This window comes from Streptomyces sp. NPDC127119, from assembly GCF_042677425.1.
Classification (GTDB): domain Bacteria; phylum Actinomycetota; class Actinomycetes; order Streptomycetales; family Streptomycetaceae; genus Streptomyces.
Genome location: NZ_JBHXTO010000087.1, coordinates 18671 through 40936, shown reverse-complemented (window position 1 = coordinate 40936; position 22266 = coordinate 18671). Strand labels below are relative to the sequence as shown.

Below are 22266 nucleotides of genomic sequence, written 5' to 3'. Positions count from 1 at the left end.
GGCCGACCGGCCTCCACCCCACTCCTCGTCGCGCCGCTGTCCGCCGGCGTCAGTCCTCGGGGCTCGTGGCCGGAACCTGTACGGCGGCCAGAGTGCCGTCCCCGAGGTGGAGCAGACCGCGTCCCGCCTGCGGAGCACCGCCGATGAGCCCGCGGGTGAGCCGCACGCCCACGACATCGCCGTCGCTCAGACTCTGCGGAGAGAGCAGCATGCCGGACCTGTTCCGCTTCACCTGACCCACCCAGCCCGCGAGACTCAGGGACAGCGACTCGGCGTTGCCCGCCACGACCAGCCCCCAGCCGGCCCCCGCTCCGCCGCGCGCCAGCAACGCCAGATCGGGGTCGATCTCCGCGCCCATGAAGAGTTCGGCGTCGTCCACCAGGATCACCGCGGTCTCCTGAGGGACGCTTCCGAGCGTCTCGCGGAACACGGCGGTCGACACGTCCGCCTCGGTGAGAACGGCGACGACACCCGGCCGCCCCGCCAGTTCACGCAGCGGTGACCTGCGCGGAGCGAGCACGATGACACCGCTGCCGGCCGCCAGGACGGAACACGCCACGCTCAGCAGAGCGGTGCTGCGGCCGGTGCGCGGCGGGCCGGCGATAGCGAACGTGGGCACGTCCGCCAGATCGGGACCCAGGGAGACCAGCGTGTCGCCGCCGACCGCGACCAGCGGACGCAGCGGACCTCCCGCGGTGTGCAGCGCCGTGGCATCGGCGTACGAGATGCGGTCGGGCAGGACGTCCAGCCGCGCCGGACGCCGGGCGTCGGGAACCTCCGCCTCCCGCAGGGCCAGAGCGGCTCCCAGTTCCGTGAGCACCTGGGCCTGCGCGGTGCCGGCCAGGTCCGTCGACAGCACGGCGATCTGCGCCTCGCTCAGATCCTGGGCCCGCAGCGCCCTGCCCGGCGCCGGATCGGTCGGCGCCGACCGGGACGGAACGCCCACCGTGCCGTAGTCCGAGCGGTCGTTGAGCCGCAGGACGAGCTTGTCCTCGGTCGTCCCGGCGAACCGGCCGCTGCCCAGCACCCGGTCGCCGGCCAGCACCACGTGGATGCCCGCGCCCGCCCCGTCCCTGAGGAGCTTGAGCATGCGCTCCAGGAAACTGCCGTTGTCGAACGTGGCGAACTCGCGCTCGAAGACCTCGAACCGGTCCACCAGCACCACGATGTGCGGCAGCCGCTCGTCCGCGGGCGCCATGCTCCGCAGCTCGGCGAGGTCGGCGGTCCCGCGCGCACCCAACAGCGTCTGACGCGAGCTGAGTTCGGCGACGAGCCGGTCGAGCAGGCGGTTGAGCCGCTCGGTCTGCTTGCGGTCCACGACGGCACCGCAGTGCGGCAGCGCGGTCAACGCGTTCAGCGCGCCGTTGCCGCAGTCGATGCCGTACAGATGCACGTCCTCCACCCCGTGCGCCTGGGCCAGCGCCGCCGACAGCGTACGCAGCGCCTGTGAGCGGCCACTGCGGGCGGAGCCGACGATGTGCAGATGGCCCGCCCGGTCGAGGTCGAACACCAGCGGACTGCGGTTCTGTTCGGCCGGCAGGTCCACCAGACCGTAGGCGACGGCGGGCAGCGACGCCTCGCGGTCGGCGACCGGCTTGGGGGACTGCGCGGGTGTCCAGGCGAGGACGTCCGGCAGCGCGGGCAGCCAGGGGCTCGGCTGGCGTGCCACCTCCGCGAGCCGGGCCGCCCGGGCGACGGCCGAGGTCAGCGTGGAGAGATCCGTGACGGCGGAGACGTTCCCGGCGGAGGAGCCTGGCCTGCGGGCCACCGGCCCGCCCAGCTCCTGCCAGCTCAGCGTGCGGGCCCGCACCGGCACCTCGGTGTCCACCACGGCCGCCGCCGCGGGACTTCGGCCGCCCACCCGGGCCGCCTGGAACGGCAGCAGCGCCGAAGGGCCCAGCCGGGCGTAGGCGCGGCCGGGTGTCGCGGAGGAGATCTCGCCCGCCTCGGGGGCGTCGATGATGTCCCGGCTCTCACCGGTGTCCGTGGTGCGCAGCGCGATGCGCAGGTTGGTGTTGGCCCGGATGTCGGCGGTCACGGCACCGCTGGGCCGCTGCGTGGCCAGGATCAGATGGATGCCCAGGGACCGTCCCCGCTGCGCGATGTTGACCAGCCCCGAGATGAAGTCGGGGAGTTCGCGCGCCATGGAGGCGAACTCGTCGATGACGAGCAGCAGTCGCGGCAGGGGCGGCAGCACGTCCCCGCCCCTGGTCCGCTTGTCGAGGTAGTCCTCGATGTCCTTCGCCGCCGCTTCCGACAGGATCGCCTCCCGGCGGCGCAGCTCCGCTCCCAGCGAGACCAGCGCACGTTCGACCAGGTGCGTGTCCAGGTCGGTCACTATGCCGACAGTGTGCGGCAGTTCCGCGCACTCGGCGAACGCGCTGCCGCCCTTGTAGTCCACGAGGACGAACGTCATCTCGTCGGGCCGGTTGACGACGGCGAGCGTGGCTATGATGGTCTGCAGCAGCTCCGACTTGCCCGAACCGGTGGTGCCCGCCACCAGACCGTGCGGGCCGTCCCGCACCAGGTCCACGGCGAAGTCGCCGTCGTAGCCGGTGCCCATGACCGCGCGGGTGCTGCGTCCCGACAGCGCCCAGCCGGCCACCACGGCCTCCGCCGTCGGCGGTTCGAGGCCCAGCAGATCGAGCAGCCGCACGGCGCCCGGGAGCACGCTCTCGTCCGAGTCGCCCACGCCCCGCAACGGCGCCAGGACCCGCCCCAGCCGGTCGTACCAGCCGGGATCGGGAACGTCGGTCCGTACGTCCTCCAGTGCCGCGCCCCCGCCGGTGCGCACCCGGGAACCACCGTCGGTCCCGGTGGGCAGCACCACGACGGCTCCGCACTCCTCGGGCAGCAGACGCTCCTCGCGGTCCATGCAGATCGTGTGCACCCCCACCGACGGGCCGTCGCGCAGCAGAGCGACGACACCCGGCAGGGAGCGGGCCCGGCGGGCCTGGTCCAGGATCACCAGGACGTCGGGCTGTCCGGCCACCCCGCCCCGCCGCAGCTCGGGCCCGGCGGCGAGACGGGACGCGACGAGCTGGCCGAGTTCGCCGATGCGCCGGGCCAGCGAGTCGGCGGTGGATCCCACCAGCGCGTACGTGTCCTCGGACTGCGGCCGGCAGTGCGGCAGCCAGCGTGTCCAGGCCCAGTCCCGCTCGGCGTCGGGGCCGGCCAACACGACGATCCGCAGATCCGCCGGACTGTGCAGACTCGCGGCCTGTGCCGCCAGCCAGCCGGCGAGCCCGCTGGAGCCCGGACCGGCGATGCCCGCCACTCCGGCACGTCTCAGGGGCACGGTGACCGGGACCTGGTTGAGGCCGGGCACCGTCGTGCGGCGGTGTTCGTCCTTCGTCGGGTCCTCCACGCTCACGGAGGACGGAATGTCGGCGGTACCCACCCGCAGGGTGAGGAAGTCCGCGTCCTGCCAGCGCCGTTCCCAGAGCCGTTCCGAGGGCTGGGAGGCCATCTGGAGCAGCGCGGCAGGATCCGGGTGCGCCGCCCTGAGGGCGCGCTGTTCCTCCCGTACGGCGTCCTCGATGTCCGACCGCAGACGCTCCATCGTGCGCTGGTGCTCCGCGAACTGCTCCTGGTACTTGAGCATCGCCTGCTTGCGGCCGCCGAACTGGGTGACCAGGGCGGCGATCGGTGACAGCAGCGCCAGGAAGACGAAGGTCCAGCGCCCCGTGACGAAGATGGCGATGACGGCGCTTCCCGCCGGCAGCAGCAGGATCGGCAGCAGGGGAATCGGGCGCTTGTCGGGTTTGACGGGTGGTGAGGGCAGGCGGAAACGGGGATTGCCGAGCGTGGGCAGGAAGCGGGGCGGGCGGTTGAACTCCAGCCCCAGCCCGTCGTCGGACGGGGTCAGCGGCGCCTTGGCCGATGTCCTCGAACTCAGCTCCAGCAGGACGTCCCCGACGGCCAGTTGGCTGCCCGCCCGCCAGGCCGCCCCGTCGCTCAGCGGCCGGCCGTCCAGCTGCGCGGCCTCACCGGGGGAGACGAACGCGGTGCCGTCCACCCTGACCTGGACCCGGGCGGCGAACGCGGGCACCGAGGAAGCCAGCCGGACACGGCAGTTCGGCGCGCTGCCCAGGTCGTACTCGCCCGGCGTCAGACGGAAGACGGTGCCGGCCCCCGGCCCCGAGACCAGCCGCAGTTCCGTCATGCCCTCGGGCTCGGGCGCCCAGGGAAGGGGCGCACCGAGACCGAGGTCCATGCCGTCGCGTATCCCCGCGGCCTGCAGGGTCAGGTCCGGATCGACGGGTTCGGCCCCCATGTAGAGGGCGGGGTCGACGCCGAACCCTCCGCCGGCACCGTCCTGCCCGACCGCACGGGCGAGTTCCGCCGCGAGCCGGCCCGTCCGGGCGGAGGGTTCGGTGTCGACGACGACAGGGATGGACACCCCCTCGTCCTGGGGGGCACGGACGCTGACGTTCAATCGCACGGTGATCGATGTCCTTCCACATGGGGGTGACGGCGGGGCGACGGGATGACGGGCCGACGGAGGCGCGAACCGGGTTGCAGAGCAACGGAGTTACGGGATGACGGGGTTACGGGATTACGGGGTCACGCGGGACGTCAGCCCAGGTTGGAACCGAGCTGCTCGTCGGTCTGCGAGAAGGCGTCGCCGACGGCCTTGACGTACTGGCTGATCCCCTGAAGTCCCTGGTTCACCTGCTCGAAGCCCTTGGCGAACTCGTCGAAGAAGGGCTGGAACTTCTGCTGTGCGGCGGGCGTGCTGTAGCCCTGGGACAGCAGCTGGGTGATCTTGCCGCGCACCTCGGTCAGCTTGTCCTGCAGCGACGAGAAGTCGTTGAGGAGGGAGGCCGAGGCGGCAGCGGTCTCGTCCGAGTTGACGGCGAAGTTGGGCATGGTTGTGCTCCTTGCGTAGGGGTGGGAAACCCGCCCAGGGAGTGGGCGGAGACTTTTGGCTCTGCGCGCTGCGCGCTGAGTGCTGCGCCGTGTGTCCCGCGGGCCGCGGGCCGCGGGCCGCGTCCGGTGTTCCGGGTTCTGTGTCCGGTGGCTCTAGGCGCCGGGGGAGGGAGGACGGGGGACGTCGGCCGCATCCGCCGGCGCGGTGGGCGAGGTGGGCGCGGTCGGTGACGTCGGCGAGGCCGGGGAGTCGGACGAGTCCGGCCGGTCGCTGACGGGCGAGGAGGGCGCGGTGGTGAACGCGTCGCTGGTCGGTGAGGAGGGAGGGGTGGTGAACCTGTCCGCCGTCGAGGAGGAGGGGGCCGTGGTGAATCCGTCCGCCGTCGGCGACGAGGGCGCTGTGACGAATCCGTCCGTCGTCGGCGACGAAGGAGCGCCGGCGAACCCGTCGGTGGAATCGGTGGAACCCGTGGGATCGGCCGAGGCCGGGGAGGGAGGCGGCGGCCCGTTCTCGGGCGAAGGACGTGGGCTCCCAGGGGGCGTCGGCGTCTGCGGGCCGTCCGCAGACACCGGGGAGTCCTGGTGTGTCGGGGTCGGGATCGGGACCGGGACCGGCGTGGCGGGCCGGTCGGCCGGGAGGCCACCGTCGCCCACCGAAGGCCGCGGACTCGACGGCGGGGACGGCTGAGGCGTCGGGGTCGGTGAGGACGGCGGGGTAGGAGAGGGCGGCGAGGGTGGTGACGACGGTGCGGACGGCCCGGGCTCGGACGGAGTCCTCCGGCCCAGGAACTGGTCCGCTCGCGCTTCCAGCCCCCTGTGGGCCGCCGGGCCGGGCGACTTGGGAATGAAGTTGGCCGCTTCGCCCGCAACGGCCTCGTTCAGCGGCGTCCCCTCACCGACCGCCACGATCACCTTGGCGCCCGATTCCGCACCGGCCGGGGCGAGTTCCGCAGCCTGGTCCTTGAGCCCGGCCTTGAAGCGCTCTCCGAGCGAGAGCGCGGGAGCCGTCCCGGCCGGGGCGGCAGGTACGTCGTCCAGGGGACGGGGAGTCGTTCGCGGTGTCGTTGGCGGAGCCACGGGCGTCACGGGCGGGACCGCCGCGGGGGGAGCGTTCGCGGCGGGGGGAGCGGCCGGGGGAGCGTCCGGCGCCGTCGCGCGAGGAGTCGGCTTGTCCCCCCGGTTCCGTATCGCGCCGCCTCCCCGGATGAGGCCGCCGGCCACCGCACCCGCCGCGGCACCGGCCAGGATGTTGCCCGCGGTGATCTTGTCGCGGTTGGCAGCCTTGACCAGGAGTTCGGTGACGGCACCCACCGCGAACTTGCCGACGATCTCCCCTCCGATCCGCGCCGTGGTGCTGCCCAGCAGGGCCCCGCCGACACGCGTCGCGGCGAAGGCTTCCCTGAGCCGCGTGAACGAGCCACTGGTTCTGGTGAGGAGACCGCCGAGCTGCTTGCTCAGCGCCGGTGCCACCCGGGTCAGCGCGGCGCCCCCCACCTTGAACGCGGCGGCGCCCGGTATCAGGGCGACGAGCCCGATGAGGAGGTCGCCGAGTTTGAGAGCGCCGGTCTGCCCCGCGACGATCTGATTGAAGATGAACGTCGCGAGCCCCAGAAGGAATCCGACCACGGGAAAGAAGATCGACGTCACCGCGATGATGATGGACAGCAGGATCTGGACGAACGGGAAGTCCTGGAAGAAGTCGGCGACCTTCTTGAAGAAGTCGCGCTCCGGGATGGCCTCGCCGGCGGCTTCGTCAAGGGTGTCCTGAGCCCTGGACGAAGCCGCCTGGCGCAGATTACGGGCGTCCTCGGCCAGTCGTTTCGCCGAGTTGAGCTCGTCCTGGGCGGCGGACACCCGGTCCCGCTGCTGTGTCGCGGCCGTCCGTTGCTCCGGGGTGGGGTCCGTGGGCAGTTCCGGGAGCACGCGGTTCGCGGTGCCGGCGACCGACTGCGCCTCGTTCATCGCCCGGTCGACCATGGCCTGGCTCTCCGTCAACGCGGCGGCGTAGGCCTTGTACGCCTCGGCCGCCGTGAGGAAGGACTTCTGGGTCCTGCGCATCTTGCCGGGCAGGTCCTGGAGTTTGTTCTGCAGTGCCGTCATGGCGTCGCCGGTGCCCTTCTCCACCGCGCCGCCCTCGCTCAGATGCCGGGCCGCGACCTCGGCCTTCTCGCCGATGTCGCGATAACGGCCTTCCAGGCGGCCTATCTCGTCGGGATCCCCGGGCGTCGGGTCCTCGGACATGCCGAGTACCTCGAAGCCGGAAACGTGCTGTCGTGCCACGGCATCTCCCGGGGATTCGGCTGCTGGTCGGCAGGTACACGAGACAGCCGCCCGAGTGGTTCACCCGTACACCGGTCCTTCGCGGCCGGCCGACCGTCCGTCCGCGGTCGCTCCCCCCTCGCCGATGCGGGAGTGGCGGGGGACGGGAGGGAGTCGAAAGCGAACCTTTCCCGCGGCGGTGCCGTGTACCCCGTGACATGCGCCCGCGCCCGGCCGCCGTCGTCCCGCACGACGGCCGCGCACGGCACAGACACGCACGACGGCCGCGCACGGTACAGACACGCACGGCACAGCCGCGCCCAGCACAGCCGCGCCCAGCGCGGACACGTACACCGGGAGACACGGATGGATCGATCATGATGGGCTCAGCGGACACGAACGGATCCGGCCGGCCACGGGGTGTGCGGCGGGCACTGTTCACCCATGGCGGGGCGGCACTGCTGATCGTTCTCGCCCTCGTCACGGCCTTGGCCTCAGGGGTGACGACGGGCCGGGCGACCGCCGCGGACGGCGACACCGTCAAGGTGTTCGTCGTGCGGACCGCCGGTGGCGACACCTTGGAGTCGATCGCCGCCCGCACTCTCGGCAGTTCCGCCAGGGCCGCGGAGATCTTCGACCTCAACCGCGGTCTTTCCCAGCCCGACGGAGGAGCGCTCACCGCACAGGGCGACGCGCTCCGCCCCGGCTGGATCCTCAGGCTCCCCGAGGACGCCACCGGACCGGACGTGCAGGTGGCACAGGAGACCGGGGCCGGTGCGGAGACAGTCGCACCCGCCACACCACCGCAGGAGGCGGCCCCCGGCGACACGGGAGCACAGCCCGACTCCGCCACCACCACCGTCGTCGTGCCGTTGCCGGCTCTGCTGGCCGTCGCCGGAGCGGTGTTGCTGGCCCTGGTCACCGCGGCCATTCTCGCCAGGAAGCGGGTACGGAGCACCTGGCGGGCGTTCCTCCGTCAGCTGCGCAGGCTGGGCGAACCCGCTCGCCGCCGCCGTCGCCTGCGTCAACGCGTGGCCCTCTCCGCCAGGTTCTCCGGCGACGCCGATCCGGTCCGGCGGGCCTATGCCGTGCTGCGGGAGTTCGCCGGTTCGGAAGGCCGCCCGGAGACAGCCGTGCACGCGCTGCGGGTGGATACCGCCGGGGCGACGGTGTGGGTCGAGGCCTCAGCCGCGGTCCCCGCGTCCTGGCAGCAGCTCGACCCGGCCCGCTGGCGCCGCCAGGCGGCCGACTGGCTCGGCCGCGGCGCCGACGCGACGACCACGGCCCGTACGGATTCCACCGACGGTTCGGCCTGCCTGGTGAGAGTCGGCATCGACGAGGAGGGTGCTCCTCTGCTGGTGGACCTCAGCCGGCTGGACGGTGTCCTGAGCGTCACCGGAGACGCCGGGGTCGGCCGGGCTGTCGTGAGCGGTCTGTTGGCCGAACTCGCCCGCAGCCGTCCGGAGATCCCGGTGACCTTGCGGCAAGGAGCGGAAGGGGGCGCGGGATTCACCCTGCCCGCCGGGCTGCGCGAGCCGACCGAGTCGGACGGACACCGCTCCTCCCGCGACGTGCGGGGCACGGGCACGGTCCGCGCGGGTGCGGTACGGCGCCCCGTACGCGGAGTCGTGGTGGTCGCGAGCACCCCCACCCGGCACGAGATCGCGGAACTCCTCGAACTGTGCGGTCCGGGAGGCGCCGGGTGGACGGGCCTGGTGTGCGGAGACCTCCCCGACGCCCGATGGCGTTGGCACGCCGAGGCCGGGGGATCGGTGGAACTCCCGCTCCTCGGGGTGAAGGTCACCGCACCCGCGTGACCCGTGCCTCGGGCCTCGTGCCTCGTGCCTCGGGAGGGCCTACGCGGGCCTACGCGCGGGTGTACGCGGGCCTACGCGGGTGTACGCGGGTCCACGGCCGGGCTGTCGCCGTGGAAACGCTGCCTGAGCCGGGTGAGGGCGTAGTGCTGACGGGACTTCACGGTGCCCGCCGGAACCCCCATCAGCTGGGCGGTCTCCCGGACCGTACGACCGCAGAGGTAGGTGTGGAACAGCACCTCCCGGTGTTCCAGGGGCAGTCGGCGCATCAGGGCGGTGGTCTCGATCGAGGCCACCACGGCATCGGCGTGATCGCGCTGCGCGATGTCCGTGTCCTCGGCGCCGACCAGTTCGTGGCGCGAGGCCGCGCTGCGCAGCCGGTCGATGATGAGGTTGCGCGTCACGGTGATGAGCCAGCCGCGCACGGAACCGGAGCGGTACATCAGCCGGTCGATGTGGTGCCATGCCCTGATGAGGACTTCCTGGACGACGTCCTCGGCGGCGTGCCGGTCGCCGAGGAGCTTCTCCGCGTAGGCGAGTACCGCCGGCCGGTGCTCGGCCAACAACGCCTGCACGTTGTGCTGTTGCACCTCGTCGAGCCGGGGAGAGGACGGGGCGGGGGACGAGGCGGGGGCCAAGGCAGGGGACGGGGCAGAGGGCGTCATGGGGCGCATCCTGAGGGGGAGGTTTGCCCGTGCGGTCCGTGTGCGGTCGACGGATCAGGGCAAAGAGGCCGGTGCGTACCGCCTCACCTGTGGGATCACCCCGTCGGTGTGCGGCAGCAGGAGCCTAGGAAGACACCGGTGACCAACCAGTGCCGAGAAGGTGGATGCCCCGCTGTCCGGTGTTCACCGGCCGCCCGGGCCGGGGTCCGGCCGGGACCGGAGCCGTGTGCCGGACCTGGCGACCCGGCACTGTCTGCCCGGTACACGACACAGTGCGCGACAACGTTCATGCACATCCCCCTTTCCTACGGCCTTTCTGCCCCCCGCCTGCCCGCCCGCCTGCCCGCCTGCCCGCCCGTCCGCCTGTCTGGCTGTCGGAGTGGGGGACACACGACAAACCGACTGCCCCTGACGTGCTGGGCAGTCGGTTTGTCACGGCTCGTTACATCCGGTTATGGCATTCAGGCCTGGACGGCGTGCCGCTTCGACCAGTCGAGGACGTGGTCGGCCACGTCGCGCCAGCCCTGGTCGATGGCCAGGGAGTGACCACGGTCCGGGAACTGCTTGAGCTCGGTGACGGCGGACGAGCCGCGGTACAGACGGTGGGCGGAGCGGGTCACCACGTCCGGGACGGTGTGGTCGGCCTGCCCCGAGATGAACAGCAGCGGCCCGCGATCGGAGCGGTCCGTCGCCACCTTCGCGGCGGAGTTCCGAGCGAAGTTGGCGAAGGCCGCCTCGAAGAGCGGTCGCCCGGGCGACGGGATCGTGTAGCGGTCGAACAGCTCGTCCGATTCGGCCTGCGGCACCGCGTTTCCGAAGCCGTACCTGAACTGCTCGGCCGTCAGCGACACCGCTCTGCTCCGGTTCGCGGGGTTCCCCAGCACCGGGAACCCGGCCTTCAACTGCGCGAAGGGAAGGGCTTTGACCCCCTTGATCTGGGCCGGATCAATGGCGACCGCGGCCCGGCCGAGCCCCTGGCCGAGCAGCTTCTGCGCGATCAGTCCGCCGAAGGAGTGGCCGATCAGCAGCGGTTGCTGGTCCAGGCCGCGTACGACCTCGGCGTAGTGGGCGGTGACGTCGTCGATCCCGAAGCCGGCCACGGCCTCGGGCCGGGTTCTCGCCTCGGCCACGGTCGCGGCCTCGCCGGGCCAGCCCGGCGCGACAGGATCGAAGCCGTGCTCGGAGAACAGGTCCTGCCATGGCTGCCACGACGATGCGTGCAGCCACAGCCCATGGATGAAGACGACAGGTACGAACGAGGCCGACACGGTCTGCTCCTGAGGAGTGGGGACGAAGACTTGCGGTGCTACCAGCTCAGTCTTGACCGCCGCCCGCACCGCTGAATCCGTCAGATGACTCCATGGCACGCGACACGCACGACTGCCGAGCTCCGCCGGTCGGCCAGTCCATTGCCGTTACGTCGCTACTCCGTGACTCCGCTACTCCGTGACTCGGTGCCTCCGCTACTCCGTTACGTCGAGGTGGGCTGCTGCGGGGAGCGGAGTACGAGCAGGGTGATCTCGCTGGGGGCGAAGACGCGGAACGGAGGGCCCCAGAAGCCGGTGCCGCGGCTGGTGTAGAGGAGGGTGCGGGGGCCGTGGTGGCTGAGCCCGGCGAGGGCGGGCTGATCGAGGCGGACGAGGTGGTGGAAGGGCCAGATCTGGCCGCCGTGGGTGTGGCCGGAGAGCTGGAGGTCGACGCCTCCTGCCGCGGCCCGGTCGATGAACTTGGGCTGATGGGCCAGGAGCAGGACGGGCAGTTCGGGGTCGGCGCCGTCGAGTGCTCCGTCGAGGTGGGCGCCGTGTCCGGCCAGGCCGGAGGACTCGGCGGTGACATCGTCCACGCCGGCGACCACGAGGGTGTCGCCTCCGCGTTCGAGCAGCACGTGGCGGTTGCGCAGCGGCTCCCAGCCCAGTTCGTCCATCAGGTCGACCCAGCCCTGGGCCTCGCTGTAGTACTCGTGGTTGCCGGTGACGTACACCCGGGCCCGGGTCGCCTGCACGGTGGCGAGCGGGGCGGCCTGGGCACGACGGCGTTCGGCCGTGCCGTCCGCGATGTCTCCGGTGTGGCAGACGAGGTCGGCGTCCAGGGTGTTCACCGTCTCGCACACCCGCTCCGACCAGCGGGCGCGGTCGAGGGGGCCGTAGTGCGTGTCGGTGATCAGGGCGACGCGAAGGCCGTCCAGCCCGGATCCCAGGCGGGGAAGCCGCACGTCGAGACTGCGTACCCGCGGAACCCGGCGGGCCTCGGCGTATCCCCAGCCGAGCAGTACGACCGTCACGCCGAGGACGGCCCAGGTGACGATCCGGGCCCGGTCCTGGCTCTCGCCGACACCGGCCACGGTCAGGGCGAGCCGCAGGAGGACGCCGAGCAGCACGGACCAGGTGAACAGGGTCCAACTGGCGCCCAGCAGGGTGTCACCGACGATCGCCGCCCGGTCCTGCTGGCGTCGGCCGTGACCGCGCGCCATCGCGAGCGGCATGACGACGAGGCCGAGGACGAACAGGGCGGTGCCGGCGAGCGTGACGGGCAACGGCCACTCCTGTCCGGCGTACAGGAGCACCCAGCACGGCACGGCCCACAGCAGGACGGGGGCGATCAGGGGGAGATAACGCATCAGGCGGTGCAGCAGGCTCGGCCGCTCGGCCTGTGCCTCACTGTCGGTGGGCCGGGTGTTACTGGTGTCGGTCACGCTTCCCCTCCTTGGCCGGGCGGCCGTCCCGCGCACTGTATCCGGTCACCCCCGACCGACCCGGACACGGTTCGAAGGGACCTGAAAGGACCAAGCGGACCAGGAGGACAAGATCGACCTCGTGCCCGGGGGGCAACAGGAACGAGCCCGGGGGCCACCAGGAAATGAGAAGGGAACTCGGGCACGCGACGGTGGGCTCCGAAGGGCGCCTGACTGCCGTGTGACCGGTCACCCTGTCAGACCTCAACCGAACAGCGCTGCCCGCGCAACCTCACCCGCGACGATCCGCCAGGCGGGCACGCGCACCGTCCGGCTCACGGGGCAGGATTTGGCCCCACGGCCTCCGGAGAGCAGTCCGGTGAGCAGGTCGCCTCGCGCGTGGGTCAAACGAAGATGCCGTGCGGGGTCCACACCTGGCCCCGGGCCGGGATCGATCAGCACCGCTGTGTTCTCCCCGGCTTCGGTGAGGACCAGTGGTGTCACCGGCGCCGTCGCCATTACCGCGAAGAGCAGGCCGGTGATGGCTGTGGTGCCTGCTCGCGAGGAGCTGAGGGATGCACGCGCTCGTGCGCGGCTGCGGTGGTTCAGGCGGTCGACGTGATGGCTCGGGTGACGGCCGTGATCGCCGGGGTGGGGCGGCCGGGCAGGCGCGCCACGAGGACCCGGCGGACCTCGGGCGGTGCGCCGTCCACGCGCAGCAGACTCACCCCGGGCGGCAGCAGGGGTGAGAGCCGGGACGGCACCGTCGTTACGCCGAAGCCGCCGGCGACCAGCTGGAGTTTGGTCAGCCAGTCGCCTACGGAGTGGACGATCCGTGGCCGTCCGGGCAGACCGGGCCAGACACCGAGCAGCGGTTCGACCCTCGACGAGGGGCCGGCGATCCACCCGGCGTCCACCAGCTCGTCGACGTGCACCGTGGTGCGTCCCGCGAACTCTCCGGTCGACGGCACCGCCACCACCAGTTCGGTGTCCGTGACGGTCTCGACGTGCAGAGGCGGCGCGTCGCCGTCGAAGGGCCGGTGCGGCGGGCGGGACGTCAGCACGGCGAGATCGAGCGACCCTGCACGCAGCGCCCGGACCAGACGGGGTGTGGTGCCCTCGCTGGTGGTGACCGTGACGGGCGGGCCGGCCTCCGCCAACCGTGCGAGCGCGGCGGGCAGGATGGCCGCCCCCGCGCTCAGGAACACCCCCAGCCGCACCCGTTCGGTCCGGGAGTCGACGCCGGCGAGCTCGCGCTCGGCTTCCGCGAGCGAGGCCAGGACCGTGTGGGCGTGCCGCAGCAGGGTCAGGCCGGACGCGGTCAGCCGCACCCCGTCCGGGCGGCGCTCGAACAGGACGGCACCGGCGCTGCGTTCGAGGGCGGCGGCCTGGCGTGAGACGGCCGACTGGGTGTAGCCGAGGTGGGTGGCCGCCGCGGTGAAACTGCCCGACTCGGCGATCTGCCGCAGTACCCGCAGTCCCGCACTGGAGATGTCCATGCGGCCTACGCATACCACACATGCCAGATCATCGCTTCCCGCATACCCGTCCAGCTCCTAACGTCGATCCCACGAGCACGGACGAACCAGGAGGCCATCACGTGCGAGCAGCAGTTCTGACGCAGTTCGGCGCCCCGCTCACAGTGCGGGAGCTGCCCGACCCCAAGGCCGGAGACGGCGAGGTGGTGGTCGAGGTGCTCGCCGCCGGCGTGGCGCCCTACGCGGCCGACGTCTTCAGCGGCAGACGCAACTACCCCCTCGTACCCCCTGTCGTGCCCGGCGTCGGCGGTGTGGGCCGAATCCTCCACATCGGTCCGGACGCCACCCGGCTGCGCGTCGGCGACCTGGTGTGGTGCGACTCGACGGTGCGCTCACGCGACGACGCCCTGACACCTGACATCACGCTCCAGGGCTGGAGCTCGCGCGGCGAGGGCGGCGCACAGCTCGCCCGCCACCTGCACGACGGCGCGTTCGCCGAACTCATGCGAGTCCCGACCGAGAACGTCTTCCCGCTTCCCCCCGCGGCCAGAGACGATCCGGCCCGCTGGGCGGCGCTCACGGTCCACGCCATCTCCTACGGCGGACTGCTGGCAGGCCAACTCGCAGCAGGCGAGACACTGCTGGTCAGCGGCGCCACCGGCAACCTCGGCAGCAGCGCGGTCGCGGTCGCCCTCGCCATGGGTGCGGGCCGGGTGATCGCCCCGGGCCGCAACCGGGCCGCACTCGACCTCCTGGCCGACCGGTTCGGCCCGCGGCTGCGCCCTGTCCCGCTGACCGCGGACGAGGCCACCGACCGCGCGGCAATCTTGGATGCGGCCGGCGGGCCGGTCGACATGGTGATCGACCTGCTCCCACCCAGCGCACCCAGCTCGGTGTCGCGCGCGGCGGCCATGACCGTGCGCGAATATGGCCGCGTCGTCCTCATGGGCGGCGTCGGCATGCTCGGTGGCGACGACCTCGCCCTGCCGTACCCATGGATCATGCGCAATTCGATCACCGTACGCGGGCAGTGGATGTACCCGCGCACAGCCAATGTCGGCATCATCCGGCTCCTCGCCTCGGGCGCTGTGGACCTCGCCCCCGAACGGGTCCGCTCGTTCGGCCTCGACGCCGTCAACGACGCCATCGCATACGCCGCCGCGCACGGCGGCCCGTTCGACCGCACCGCACTCACCCCATCGCCCGGCTGACACGACCCACCGAATCCCAGCGGCTGCACCCGCATCATGTGCAGAGGTCTCAGTGAGCGACTCTGTCGGGGATCTTGGGTGGGGATCAACTTTCCTTGGCGCCACCACAAGGGGCGGGGGAAGTCGTGCGACACAAGGCATGGCTGAAACGCTGTCGCTCGGCGAGGGCGGTGGGTGGCGTTCTGGGGATCTTGTGCGGTAAGGCGTTCGATGTTCACGGCGATCGCGGTCAGGACGTGCTGGACGTGAGTCGTGGCAAGGCCGTGGTAACGGCAGCGCCGCGCCCGGTGGCCGACTCGGCGATTGTGCACTCGACTCCGGAGCGCACGGCGTAGAGCTGGCGCCAAGCGGGGTCCTGCTGGTCGGCGCGGTTACGCGCCTGGAGTCCATGCGGTTGTTGGGGAAGGAAGCAGACCGTGCGGGCAGCACGGCCGCGAGCGTATGACGACCGGGCCGGGCAGGGGTCGTAATGGCGGGGGCGAAAGCGGGCGGCGATGTAGGGGGCTTGAGCCGGAGCCTCCCCCAGCTCTTGGTGGCCTGGCCGCGTGGACAGGCGACCTGCCGATTCGCGAGGTCGATGGTGAAGTCGTCGCGGGCGAAGCCGGTCTGCTCGTTGGGCTGCCACTGTCGCTGGCCTTCACCGGTCAGATGAGGGTGACGCCGTGGGTGCGGCCGGCCTGGTCGAGGAGGGCCACCGAGAGGTAACCGCCGTCCAAGAGGTGCTCGGCGGGAAGCAGACATCGCTTGGCCAGGGCGTACGTGAAATCGCGGCGGCAGAGCACAGCCTCGGCGGCCTTTCGGTCGGACGGATTGAGCAGGAACTGCAGCACGCACACGGTGGCCGGCTGAGCGGGCGAAAGTCCGGGGCGGCCGTCCCTGGGGTACCAGTCTGCGAATTCCTCGTCGCACCACAGCCCGTCGAGTCGGTCTCGCACCCACATCGCCGTAGTGCCCTGCGGGTTGCTCGCCCGCGCCCCCCCCGCGCGGCTGACGGAGGAACCTCCACTGCAGAACGGGGACGTGCCCGGTGCGAGAACGTCCGCCTTGGTGAGACCGAACGCTGTGACGAGAACCGCGCCGACGGCTGGCGCGAGGGGTCGGTCGTCGAGCTCCACCTTGTTCAGCAGGGGGTTTTCACCGCCTTGTGGGGCGGGCGACAGCAGTCCCCATTGACGCTATCGCGTGCGCGGTCAGCGAGGGGGTCGTGCGGGGTGCTGCGGACGATCCCGGTGGCCGTGGCGGTCAGTGTGCGGTTGTCGGCGAGTGCTTGCCGGCGGAGCTGCTTCGTTGCGTCGTCCAGGTGCAGGCCGTGGCGCTGGGCGAGGACTCCTTTGGCCTGCTCGATGATGATGCTGTTGTCCGCGGTGCGGCGCTGCCAGGCGGGCATCCGGCCGTCGGGCTGCCGGCGCAGCATGGCCTGCGTACAGGCGTCGGCGAGCAGCCGGGCGGGAGCGGTGTCGTAGGTGGTGAAGGGCCTCGGTTTCGCGGTGTGGAGGGTGAGTACGGCGAGGCGGCGCTCGTGCTGGTCCCAGCAGGACGGCGGCGGCTCCCTGACACCTTCCTGGCGAGCCTGGTCCGCGAAGTACGGCCACCGCTGTGCCCCCGGCGAATCGGGTGCCAACGAGGTGAGAACCGGGAAAGAGTTTCCGTTGGGCGGGGTGTGTGTGCGGGGGGAGTGTCCGGGCGCGCTGTCGATGGTCTGTCCCTCTCCCAGGTCGTGCTCGGCCGTGAGTAGACGCCAGCAGCGTTCGTCGCTGGCCGCGACGGGGACAGGTCCCGTCGTGTCGATCAGCAGGGTGACGCCGGCCGCGTCCACGGGCAGGAAGGCGAGGACCTGGACGGTGAGGTCGTACAGCAGGTCCAGCAGATCATGGCCGTCGAACGCCGCCAGCCGCCGGACCTGGGCCGTCAGCTGCCCGGTTCCTTCACCGAACGGCATGGCGCACGCTACCGGGCACGCTGAGGGTTCTGTGAGGTGGTGGTGTTCGGTCATGGATCCAATGAACTGCGCGCGATTGTCTCCCCTCTATCCGATGCGCGCAGGGTCTATCCGAACCGTGCATGCCTGAGGCGACGCAGCGGCACTGTTGAATTCCGGCCAAGGGCGCCTTGAGGAGACGGCCATGACCGAGAACGCGGCCCCCGAACCCGGCCCAAAACCGCAGGACGGTAATCCAGCGCGACCAGGCCACCCGCTCCGAGCGCGGCGACGGACGGGTGGGCGTGGTCAACTCCTTCGACCCCGTCATGGCCCACGCTGCCTCCCCGGAAGCAGGCTGGTCATGCACTCCGACGGTTTGAGCGAACGATGGAGTCCCAAGGCGCTTCCCGGCCTTTTCGGGCACTCCGCGGCCGTGATCGCGGGCCACCTCCTGCGCAGCACCGGGAAGCACCACGATGATGCCTCCGTTGCCGTCGCCAAAGGACTGTGGTGACACCGCGACGCGAGCCGAAGAGGGAGCGACGACAGACGGGCGTGCACGATCTCTTGATCGCCGTCACGTGTGACGAAGCCGAGATCGAGTTCGCGGGCGACGCGCTGTAGCCCCCCGAGATCGTGGACGTCCTCTCCAAGACAGCCGGCCGCGAGATCACCGCCGTCTCCATCTCCCGGGAGGAGCAGGAGCAGCACCTAGGCGCACCTGCGGCGGACAGCCAGACCTGGAATAACCGTATCGGCCACCCCGCACGCGGCCCGCTATGACCTGACCACGACCACCTTCGAGCAGTAGGCAGCGCAGCAGGACAGGACCATCCCGGTTACCTGAGTTCAGGCAGCACTCCAGGTTCACCAGCGCAGCCGTGAAACTGGAGTCGTTCTCGCGCGGGAAAACTCCGCTTCTGCCGACGCCGGCGCGGTCACTTCACGGGCATCACTCTGGCCGTCGCCACGTGTCAGACTTTGATTCCGAACAGTTTTTCCGCATTTCGGTACGCAATTTTTTCCTTGGCATCGCGTTGCAGAGCGACTCCCCGGAACCAGTCGGTTTGAGTTTTCATATCCGCAAACGGGTAGTCGGTTGCGAACATCACTCGATCCACACTTATGTGCTTCAACAGGAGATCGAGCAGCTCTGTCTGGGGGAATGCGCTGGTCGTGAACCAGAAATTGTCGTGGAAATACTGTTCGAACGGCTTGTCCAGGCTCTTCTTGGTTACTTCGCTCATCTTCTCCACGACGCGTTCGTAGAAGAACGGAAGACCCTCGCCCATGTGGCCGATGATGATCTGGAGCTTGGGATGCCTGTCGAATACTCCTGAGGTGACCATCCGGAGGCACTGGGTGACGACTTCCTGGTGCCATCCATATGCAGAGATGCTGAGAACCTGGTCCTGGAACTCTTTCTGGTATTCCGGCCGCATATTGCTGTAGTAGATTTCGAAAACCTCGTCAGGCGGCAGGCCCGGATGGATGTATATCGGCACATCAAGGGCTTCGGCGCGCGCCAACAGGGGCTCAAAGTCTGGATGGTCGAGGAATTTCGTCCCGATGATTCCATTGGTCAGACATCCCAGGAAGCCATCTTCCCGAACTGTGCGTTCCAGTTCGTCTGCCGAGGCCTCCGGATTCTGCAGAGGCAAGGTTGCAAATGCCTCGAACCGCCCCGGGTAGGTGGCCATCGGTCCATCGACAAGCAGCTTGTTGAGACGATACGCAAAATCGATGCCTTTCTGACCTTTGACATTCTGCACGCCTGGCGTGTGCGCGGAGAGGATTTGAACGTTGAGTCCCGCCTTGTCCATTGCGCCGATGCGGCGCGGGCCGAGTTCGGCAAGACCAGTATCTTCAAGGAACAGCCTGTCGTTCAGTACCATCAACTCATGGGTGGAAAAGGTCTCTTCCGTGCCGATGAAGGGCAGGTCCTGGTCTCGCTGTGAAAAATTCGTAGTCTCGTCGTCCGCTGCCACATGGGAGGCGATGGCATGCGTGGACAAGCCGGCACCGATGCCAAGTGCTGCCGTACCGGCTAAGAAGCCGCGGCGTCCCGTCGCGAGGCGCTTCACAGGGTTTGCGTTGGACTTCATGTCAGTTTCTCCTCGGGTTTTTGTGTAGTGCGGTATCCGGGCGGCATCCGTCTGCAAGCCACGACGGGTACCTCGCTTATCCGGATTCCTACTTCCTACCGAGCGAACCTGAGACGAACGTTAATGCGCTCAGGCCGGTTGGCGAACCAGGTGCCCAGCGCACGCACCGGCGTGGTGGCGTCGAGGACCTGCCCGGTGGGCACGGGCAAGGCGACACAGCCGTCGGGCCGGATCAGCAAGGCGTCGACATCCCCCCGGTCCGTGCGGGCGGTGACGGTGTTGACCCGTCAGGTCCACGCAGCCGCGGCGTCGTGGATCTCCGCCCGGTCGACGAGGTCCAGCAGGAGTCCGCAGCCAGGTGCAGGCGACGTGAGGTGAGAAACCGCAGCTCGACCGCAATGTCGTCGCCGCGGTGAACCGGCTGAAGGGCACATCACCTACGTCACCGGCTCACCGTCGCTCAACACCCGCACATGGCTGAGCAGTTCGAGCAATGCATTCTCTGCGTTGACCACACGCTGCGACAGATCCCGCGCGGGTCATCGCGGGATGCCGGGTGGCCAATCGTTGGAAGTCACCACTGGGCTGGAGACACACAGCCACACCCAGCATCCCCGGGCCTTCCGAGCCTACGAGTGACCGGAGTCAGCCCCAGAACAACGTGAGGAGACACGACCCTCACCGCGGCCGGTACTCCAAGCCCCAGCGCCTACAGCAGACAAAGCCTACGACCGCGCCGACCTGCGCAGACGGCTCCGCTGGAAACGTATCGGAGTGCTCATCGCCCGGAAAGACATCGAATCCAGCGAGCGATCAGGGCGTCGGAGGTGGGTGATCGAGCACACGATGTCATGGCTGTCCGGTTACCGCAGACGCAGTCCCCGATACGAGCGTCTGCCACGCAACTACCGGGCATTTCCCGGACTTTCCACCACCCCCTGCCGCTACCAGCGCCTCGTCCGCCGCACCACGTAGGGCACGATCTTGGGCATCCGGAAGAGCACGGCCCGCGGGCACCACAGCGGCGACGCTCTAATCCTGGCCTCAGGTTGATCGGGGACAATGAGCGGAAAAAGTATCGACTGGAGGGGGGCGGGCCGGCGTGCGGATCATGATCGCGGATGACGAGGCGGCCATCCGTGAGTCGCTGGAGCGGGTGCTCCAGGTCGAGGGTTACGACACCAGCACCGTCGCCAACGGTTTCGCCGTGCTCGACGGAGTCGGCGGCGACGCGCCGGATCTGCTGCTCCTCGACGTGATGATGCCCCGCCTCGGCGGGTTGGAGACCTGCCGGCGGTTGCGGGCCGCGGGCCGGGATCTGCCGGTGCTGATGCTGACCGCCCGCGACCAGGTCTCCGACCGGGTCGCGGGGCTGGACGCGGGCGCCGACGACTACCTTCCCAAGCCGTTCGCCACCGAGGAGTTACTGGCCCGGGTGCGGGCCCTGCTGCGCCGGCGCATGCCGACCGACGACGAGTCGCAGATCCTGTCGTTCGCCGACGTCCGGCTCGATCCCGACAGGTTCGAGGCGTGGCGGGGCGCGCGACCGCTGCGCCTGACCCGCACCGAGTTCTCCCTGCTGCAGGTCCTCGTGAGCAACGCGACCCGGGTCGTGACCCGCGACGCGCTGTTCGGGGCGATCTGGGGGTTCGGCATGAGCTCCACCGCCAACAACCTTCAGGTGTACGTGAGTTACCTGCGCCGCAAGATGGAGGCCGAGGGTGAGCCGCGATTGATCTACACGCTGCGCGGCCTGGGATACACGTTGCGGGAGACACCTCCGTGAGCAGGCACCCTGGCCGGGAACCGCGCCGGCTGACCCGATGGTGGCGCCGATGGTCCCTGCGGGCCAGGCTGACGGTGATCGCGGCGACGGCCATCGCGGTCAGCGTGTTCGTGGCCTTCCAGGTGGCCAGCCAGCTACTGGATTTGGAGCTGAAGGACACCGCCGAGAATCAGGTGCGCGCCGACTCCCGCGTCCTGGCGGCGAACGCGGAGCGCGCCGGTCTGGCGCGGGTCCAGCTACCGCCGTATCCCGGATCCGGTCGGCTGGTGCGGGTCATCCTGTCCGACGGCTCGATCCGGACGCCGGTCGGCCAACCCGCGCTGCCCCCGGTCAGCGAGGACGCCGGGCGCGTGGCGCAGGGCGCGTCGGCCGACCTGATGGAGTCGAACGACAGCGACGAGGACGGCTACGTCATCTACACGCTGCGGGCGGGCGACGGCGCGGTCCAGGTGGCCCACGTCGTCGACGACAGCCCGATCAACCAGTTCGGGTTCGGCATGCTGCTGATCGGGCTGCTCTGCGTGGTCGGCGGCGCCCTGGTCGGAAGGACCGTGGCGCGGACCGGGCTGGCACCGCTCGACCGGCTGACCGCCGCCGCGGTGCATGTCGCGCACACCCGGGATCTCGACGCCGACATCCCGGATGAGGGCGGTGGGGAGATCCGGCGGCTGATCCAGTCGATCAACGACATGCTCGCCGCGCTCCGGGACTCCCGGCGGGCCCAGCGGCTGCTCGCCGAGGACGCCGCCCACGAGCTCAAGACCCCGCTCACCAGCCTGCGCCTCAACGTCGAGCTGCTGATCCGGCTCGATCGGCGCGGCACCCTGGACAGCGCACTGCCGGCGGAGAGCCGGACCCGGCTGCTCAACGATCTCGGCGCCCAGGTGGCCGAGTTGAGCACCCTTGCCGCCGAGCTGACCGACCTGGCGCGCGGTGACGTCAGCGACGAGAGCACCGAGGTGCTCGACCTCGCCGACGTGGTGGTGGCCGCTGCGACCCGGGCGGGTTCCCGCGTGCCCGACGTCGAGATGGCGCTCGACGTGACCTCTGTGTGGGTGAGCGGGCGTCCCGCTGCGCTTGAGCGGGCGGTGCTCAACCTCATCGACAACGCCGGCAAGTGGTCCCCCGAGGACCAGCCGGTCCAGGTCCGGCTCCGTGCCGAGGGCGCGTCGGCGGTGCTGGAGGTCGACGACGCCGGGCCGGGTATCGACGCGGCCGACGTACCGCGGGTGTTCGACCGGTTCTACCGTGCTGACAGCGCCCGGGCGTTGCCGGGATCCGGTCTGGGGCTGTCGATCGTGCAGCGGGTCGTCGATGCCCACGGCGGCCGGGCCACCGTCGCCCGCTCCGCACGCGGTGGCGCGCTGCTTCGGGTCGACCTTCCGGCCGCGGCCCCGCTCGCCCCGGTCGCCCCGGTCGCGCGCCGCGCCGCCGGGGAGGACACGGCCGGGGAGGACACCGCGGTGCGCTGACCCGCCCCGGCG

14 protein-coding genes and 2 pseudogenes are annotated in these 22266 nt (G+C 70.6%); 5 read left to right on the top strand and 11 right to left on the bottom strand.

Features of this window, described 5'->3' with window-relative positions; translation table 11 throughout:
• Window positions 1-49: 49 nt before the first annotated feature.
• From ACFVH5_RS29570 to ACFVH5_RS29560, 3 genes are all read right to left on the bottom strand, one after another.
• The gene (locus tag ACFVH5_RS29570; protein ID WP_385836763.1) at window positions 50-4438 is read right to left on the bottom strand and encodes an FtsK/SpoIIIE domain-containing protein; all 4389 of its coding nucleotides are present in this window, start codon (window positions 4436-4438) and stop codon (window positions 50-52) included.
• A gap of 140 nt (window positions 4439-4578) precedes the next feature.
• Window positions 4579-4872, bottom strand: coding sequence for a WXG100 family type VII secretion target (locus tag ACFVH5_RS29565; RefSeq protein WP_210891234.1), 294 nt, complete (start codon window positions 4870-4872; stop codon window positions 4579-4581).
• A 153-nt stretch (window positions 4873-5025) separates the two neighbouring features.
• Complete coding sequence (locus ACFVH5_RS29560) at window positions 5026-7152, bottom strand: hypothetical protein (protein ID WP_385836761.1); 2127 nt, start codon at window positions 7150-7152, stop codon at window positions 5026-5028.
• A gap of 356 nt (window positions 7153-7508) precedes the next feature.
• Between ACFVH5_RS29560 and ACFVH5_RS29555 the strand changes: the two genes are divergently transcribed.
• On the top strand, window positions 7509-8948 hold the full coding sequence (locus ACFVH5_RS29555; protein ID WP_385836760.1) for a hypothetical protein: 1440 nt from the start codon (window positions 7509-7511) through the stop codon (window positions 8946-8948).
• Window positions 8949-9019: 71 nt separating this feature from the next.
• Here the strand turns inward: ACFVH5_RS29555 and ACFVH5_RS29550 are convergent, their stop codons facing one another.
• The 4 genes from ACFVH5_RS29550 to ACFVH5_RS29535 form a co-directional block, all read right to left on the bottom strand.
• A complete protein-coding gene (locus ACFVH5_RS29550; protein WP_385836759.1) occupies window positions 9020-9610 on the bottom strand; it encodes a sigma-70 family RNA polymerase sigma factor in 591 nt (196 codons plus the stop codon).
• Window positions 9611-10071: 461 nt separating this feature from the next.
• Window positions 10072-10878 carry an alpha/beta hydrolase gene (locus tag ACFVH5_RS29545; RefSeq protein WP_385836758.1) on the bottom strand — a complete coding sequence of 269 codons (807 nt, stop codon included), beginning with the start codon at window positions 10876-10878 and terminating at the stop codon, window positions 10072-10074.
• Between the two features lie 203 nt (window positions 10879-11081).
• Entirely contained in the window at window positions 11082-12302 is a 1221-nt protein-coding gene (locus tag ACFVH5_RS29540) for a metallophosphoesterase (protein WP_385836757.1), read from the bottom strand.
• Between the two features lie 584 nt (window positions 12303-12886).
• Window positions 12887-13780 carry a LysR family transcriptional regulator gene (locus tag ACFVH5_RS29535; RefSeq protein ID WP_385836756.1) on the bottom strand — a complete coding sequence of 298 codons (894 nt, stop codon included), beginning with the start codon at window positions 13778-13780 and terminating at the stop codon, window positions 12887-12889.
• 101 nt (window positions 13781-13881) lie between these two features.
• On the opposite strand from ACFVH5_RS29535, the gene ACFVH5_RS29530 reads away from it, so the two are divergent.
• Window positions 13882-14970, top strand: coding sequence for an alcohol dehydrogenase catalytic domain-containing protein (locus tag ACFVH5_RS29530; RefSeq protein ID WP_385836755.1), 1089 nt, complete (start codon window positions 13882-13884; stop codon window positions 14968-14970).
• Between the two features lie 644 nt (window positions 14971-15614).
• Here the strand turns inward: ACFVH5_RS29530 and ACFVH5_RS29525 are convergent.
• From ACFVH5_RS29525 to ACFVH5_RS29510, 4 genes and pseudogenes are all read right to left on the bottom strand, one after another.
• Window positions 15615-15905: a hypothetical protein gene (locus ACFVH5_RS29525; RefSeq protein ID WP_385836754.1), complete on the bottom strand. Its 291-nt coding sequence runs from the start codon at window positions 15903-15905 to the stop codon at window positions 15615-15617.
• 185 nt (window positions 15906-16090) lie between these two features.
• On the bottom strand, window positions 16091-16909 hold the full coding sequence (locus ACFVH5_RS29520; protein WP_385836753.1) for an ANTAR domain-containing protein: 819 nt from the start codon (window positions 16907-16909) through the stop codon (window positions 16091-16093).
• Window positions 16910-17865: 956 nt separating this feature from the next.
• Window positions 17866-18996 (bottom strand): amidohydrolase family protein, encoded by a 1131-nt coding sequence (locus tag ACFVH5_RS29515; protein WP_385836752.1) that lies wholly within the window; start codon window positions 18994-18996, stop codon window positions 17866-17868.
• A 95-nt stretch (window positions 18997-19091) separates the two neighbouring features.
• A pseudogene (locus tag ACFVH5_RS29510) lies at window positions 19092-19271 on the bottom strand (hypothetical protein); the annotation flags it as partial.
• A 392-nt stretch (window positions 19272-19663) separates the two neighbouring features.
• Here ACFVH5_RS29510 and ACFVH5_RS29505 point away from each other — a divergent pair.
• The 3 genes and pseudogenes from ACFVH5_RS29505 to ACFVH5_RS29495 form a co-directional block, all read left to right on the top strand.
• Window positions 19664-19971, top strand: a pseudogene (locus ACFVH5_RS29505) (transposase); the annotation flags it as partial.
• 127 nt (window positions 19972-20098) lie between these two features.
• Window positions 20099-20782, top strand: a complete 684-nt coding sequence (locus tag ACFVH5_RS29500; RefSeq protein WP_385836751.1) for a response regulator transcription factor — start codon at window positions 20099-20101, stop codon at window positions 20780-20782.
• Complete coding sequence (locus ACFVH5_RS29495) at window positions 20779-22254, top strand: ATP-binding protein (RefSeq protein WP_385836750.1); 1476 nt, start codon at window positions 20779-20781, stop codon at window positions 22252-22254. The genes ACFVH5_RS29500 and ACFVH5_RS29495 overlap by 4 nt, the downstream gene beginning before the upstream one ends.
• The last annotated feature ends 12 nt before the right edge of the window (window positions 22255-22266 follow it).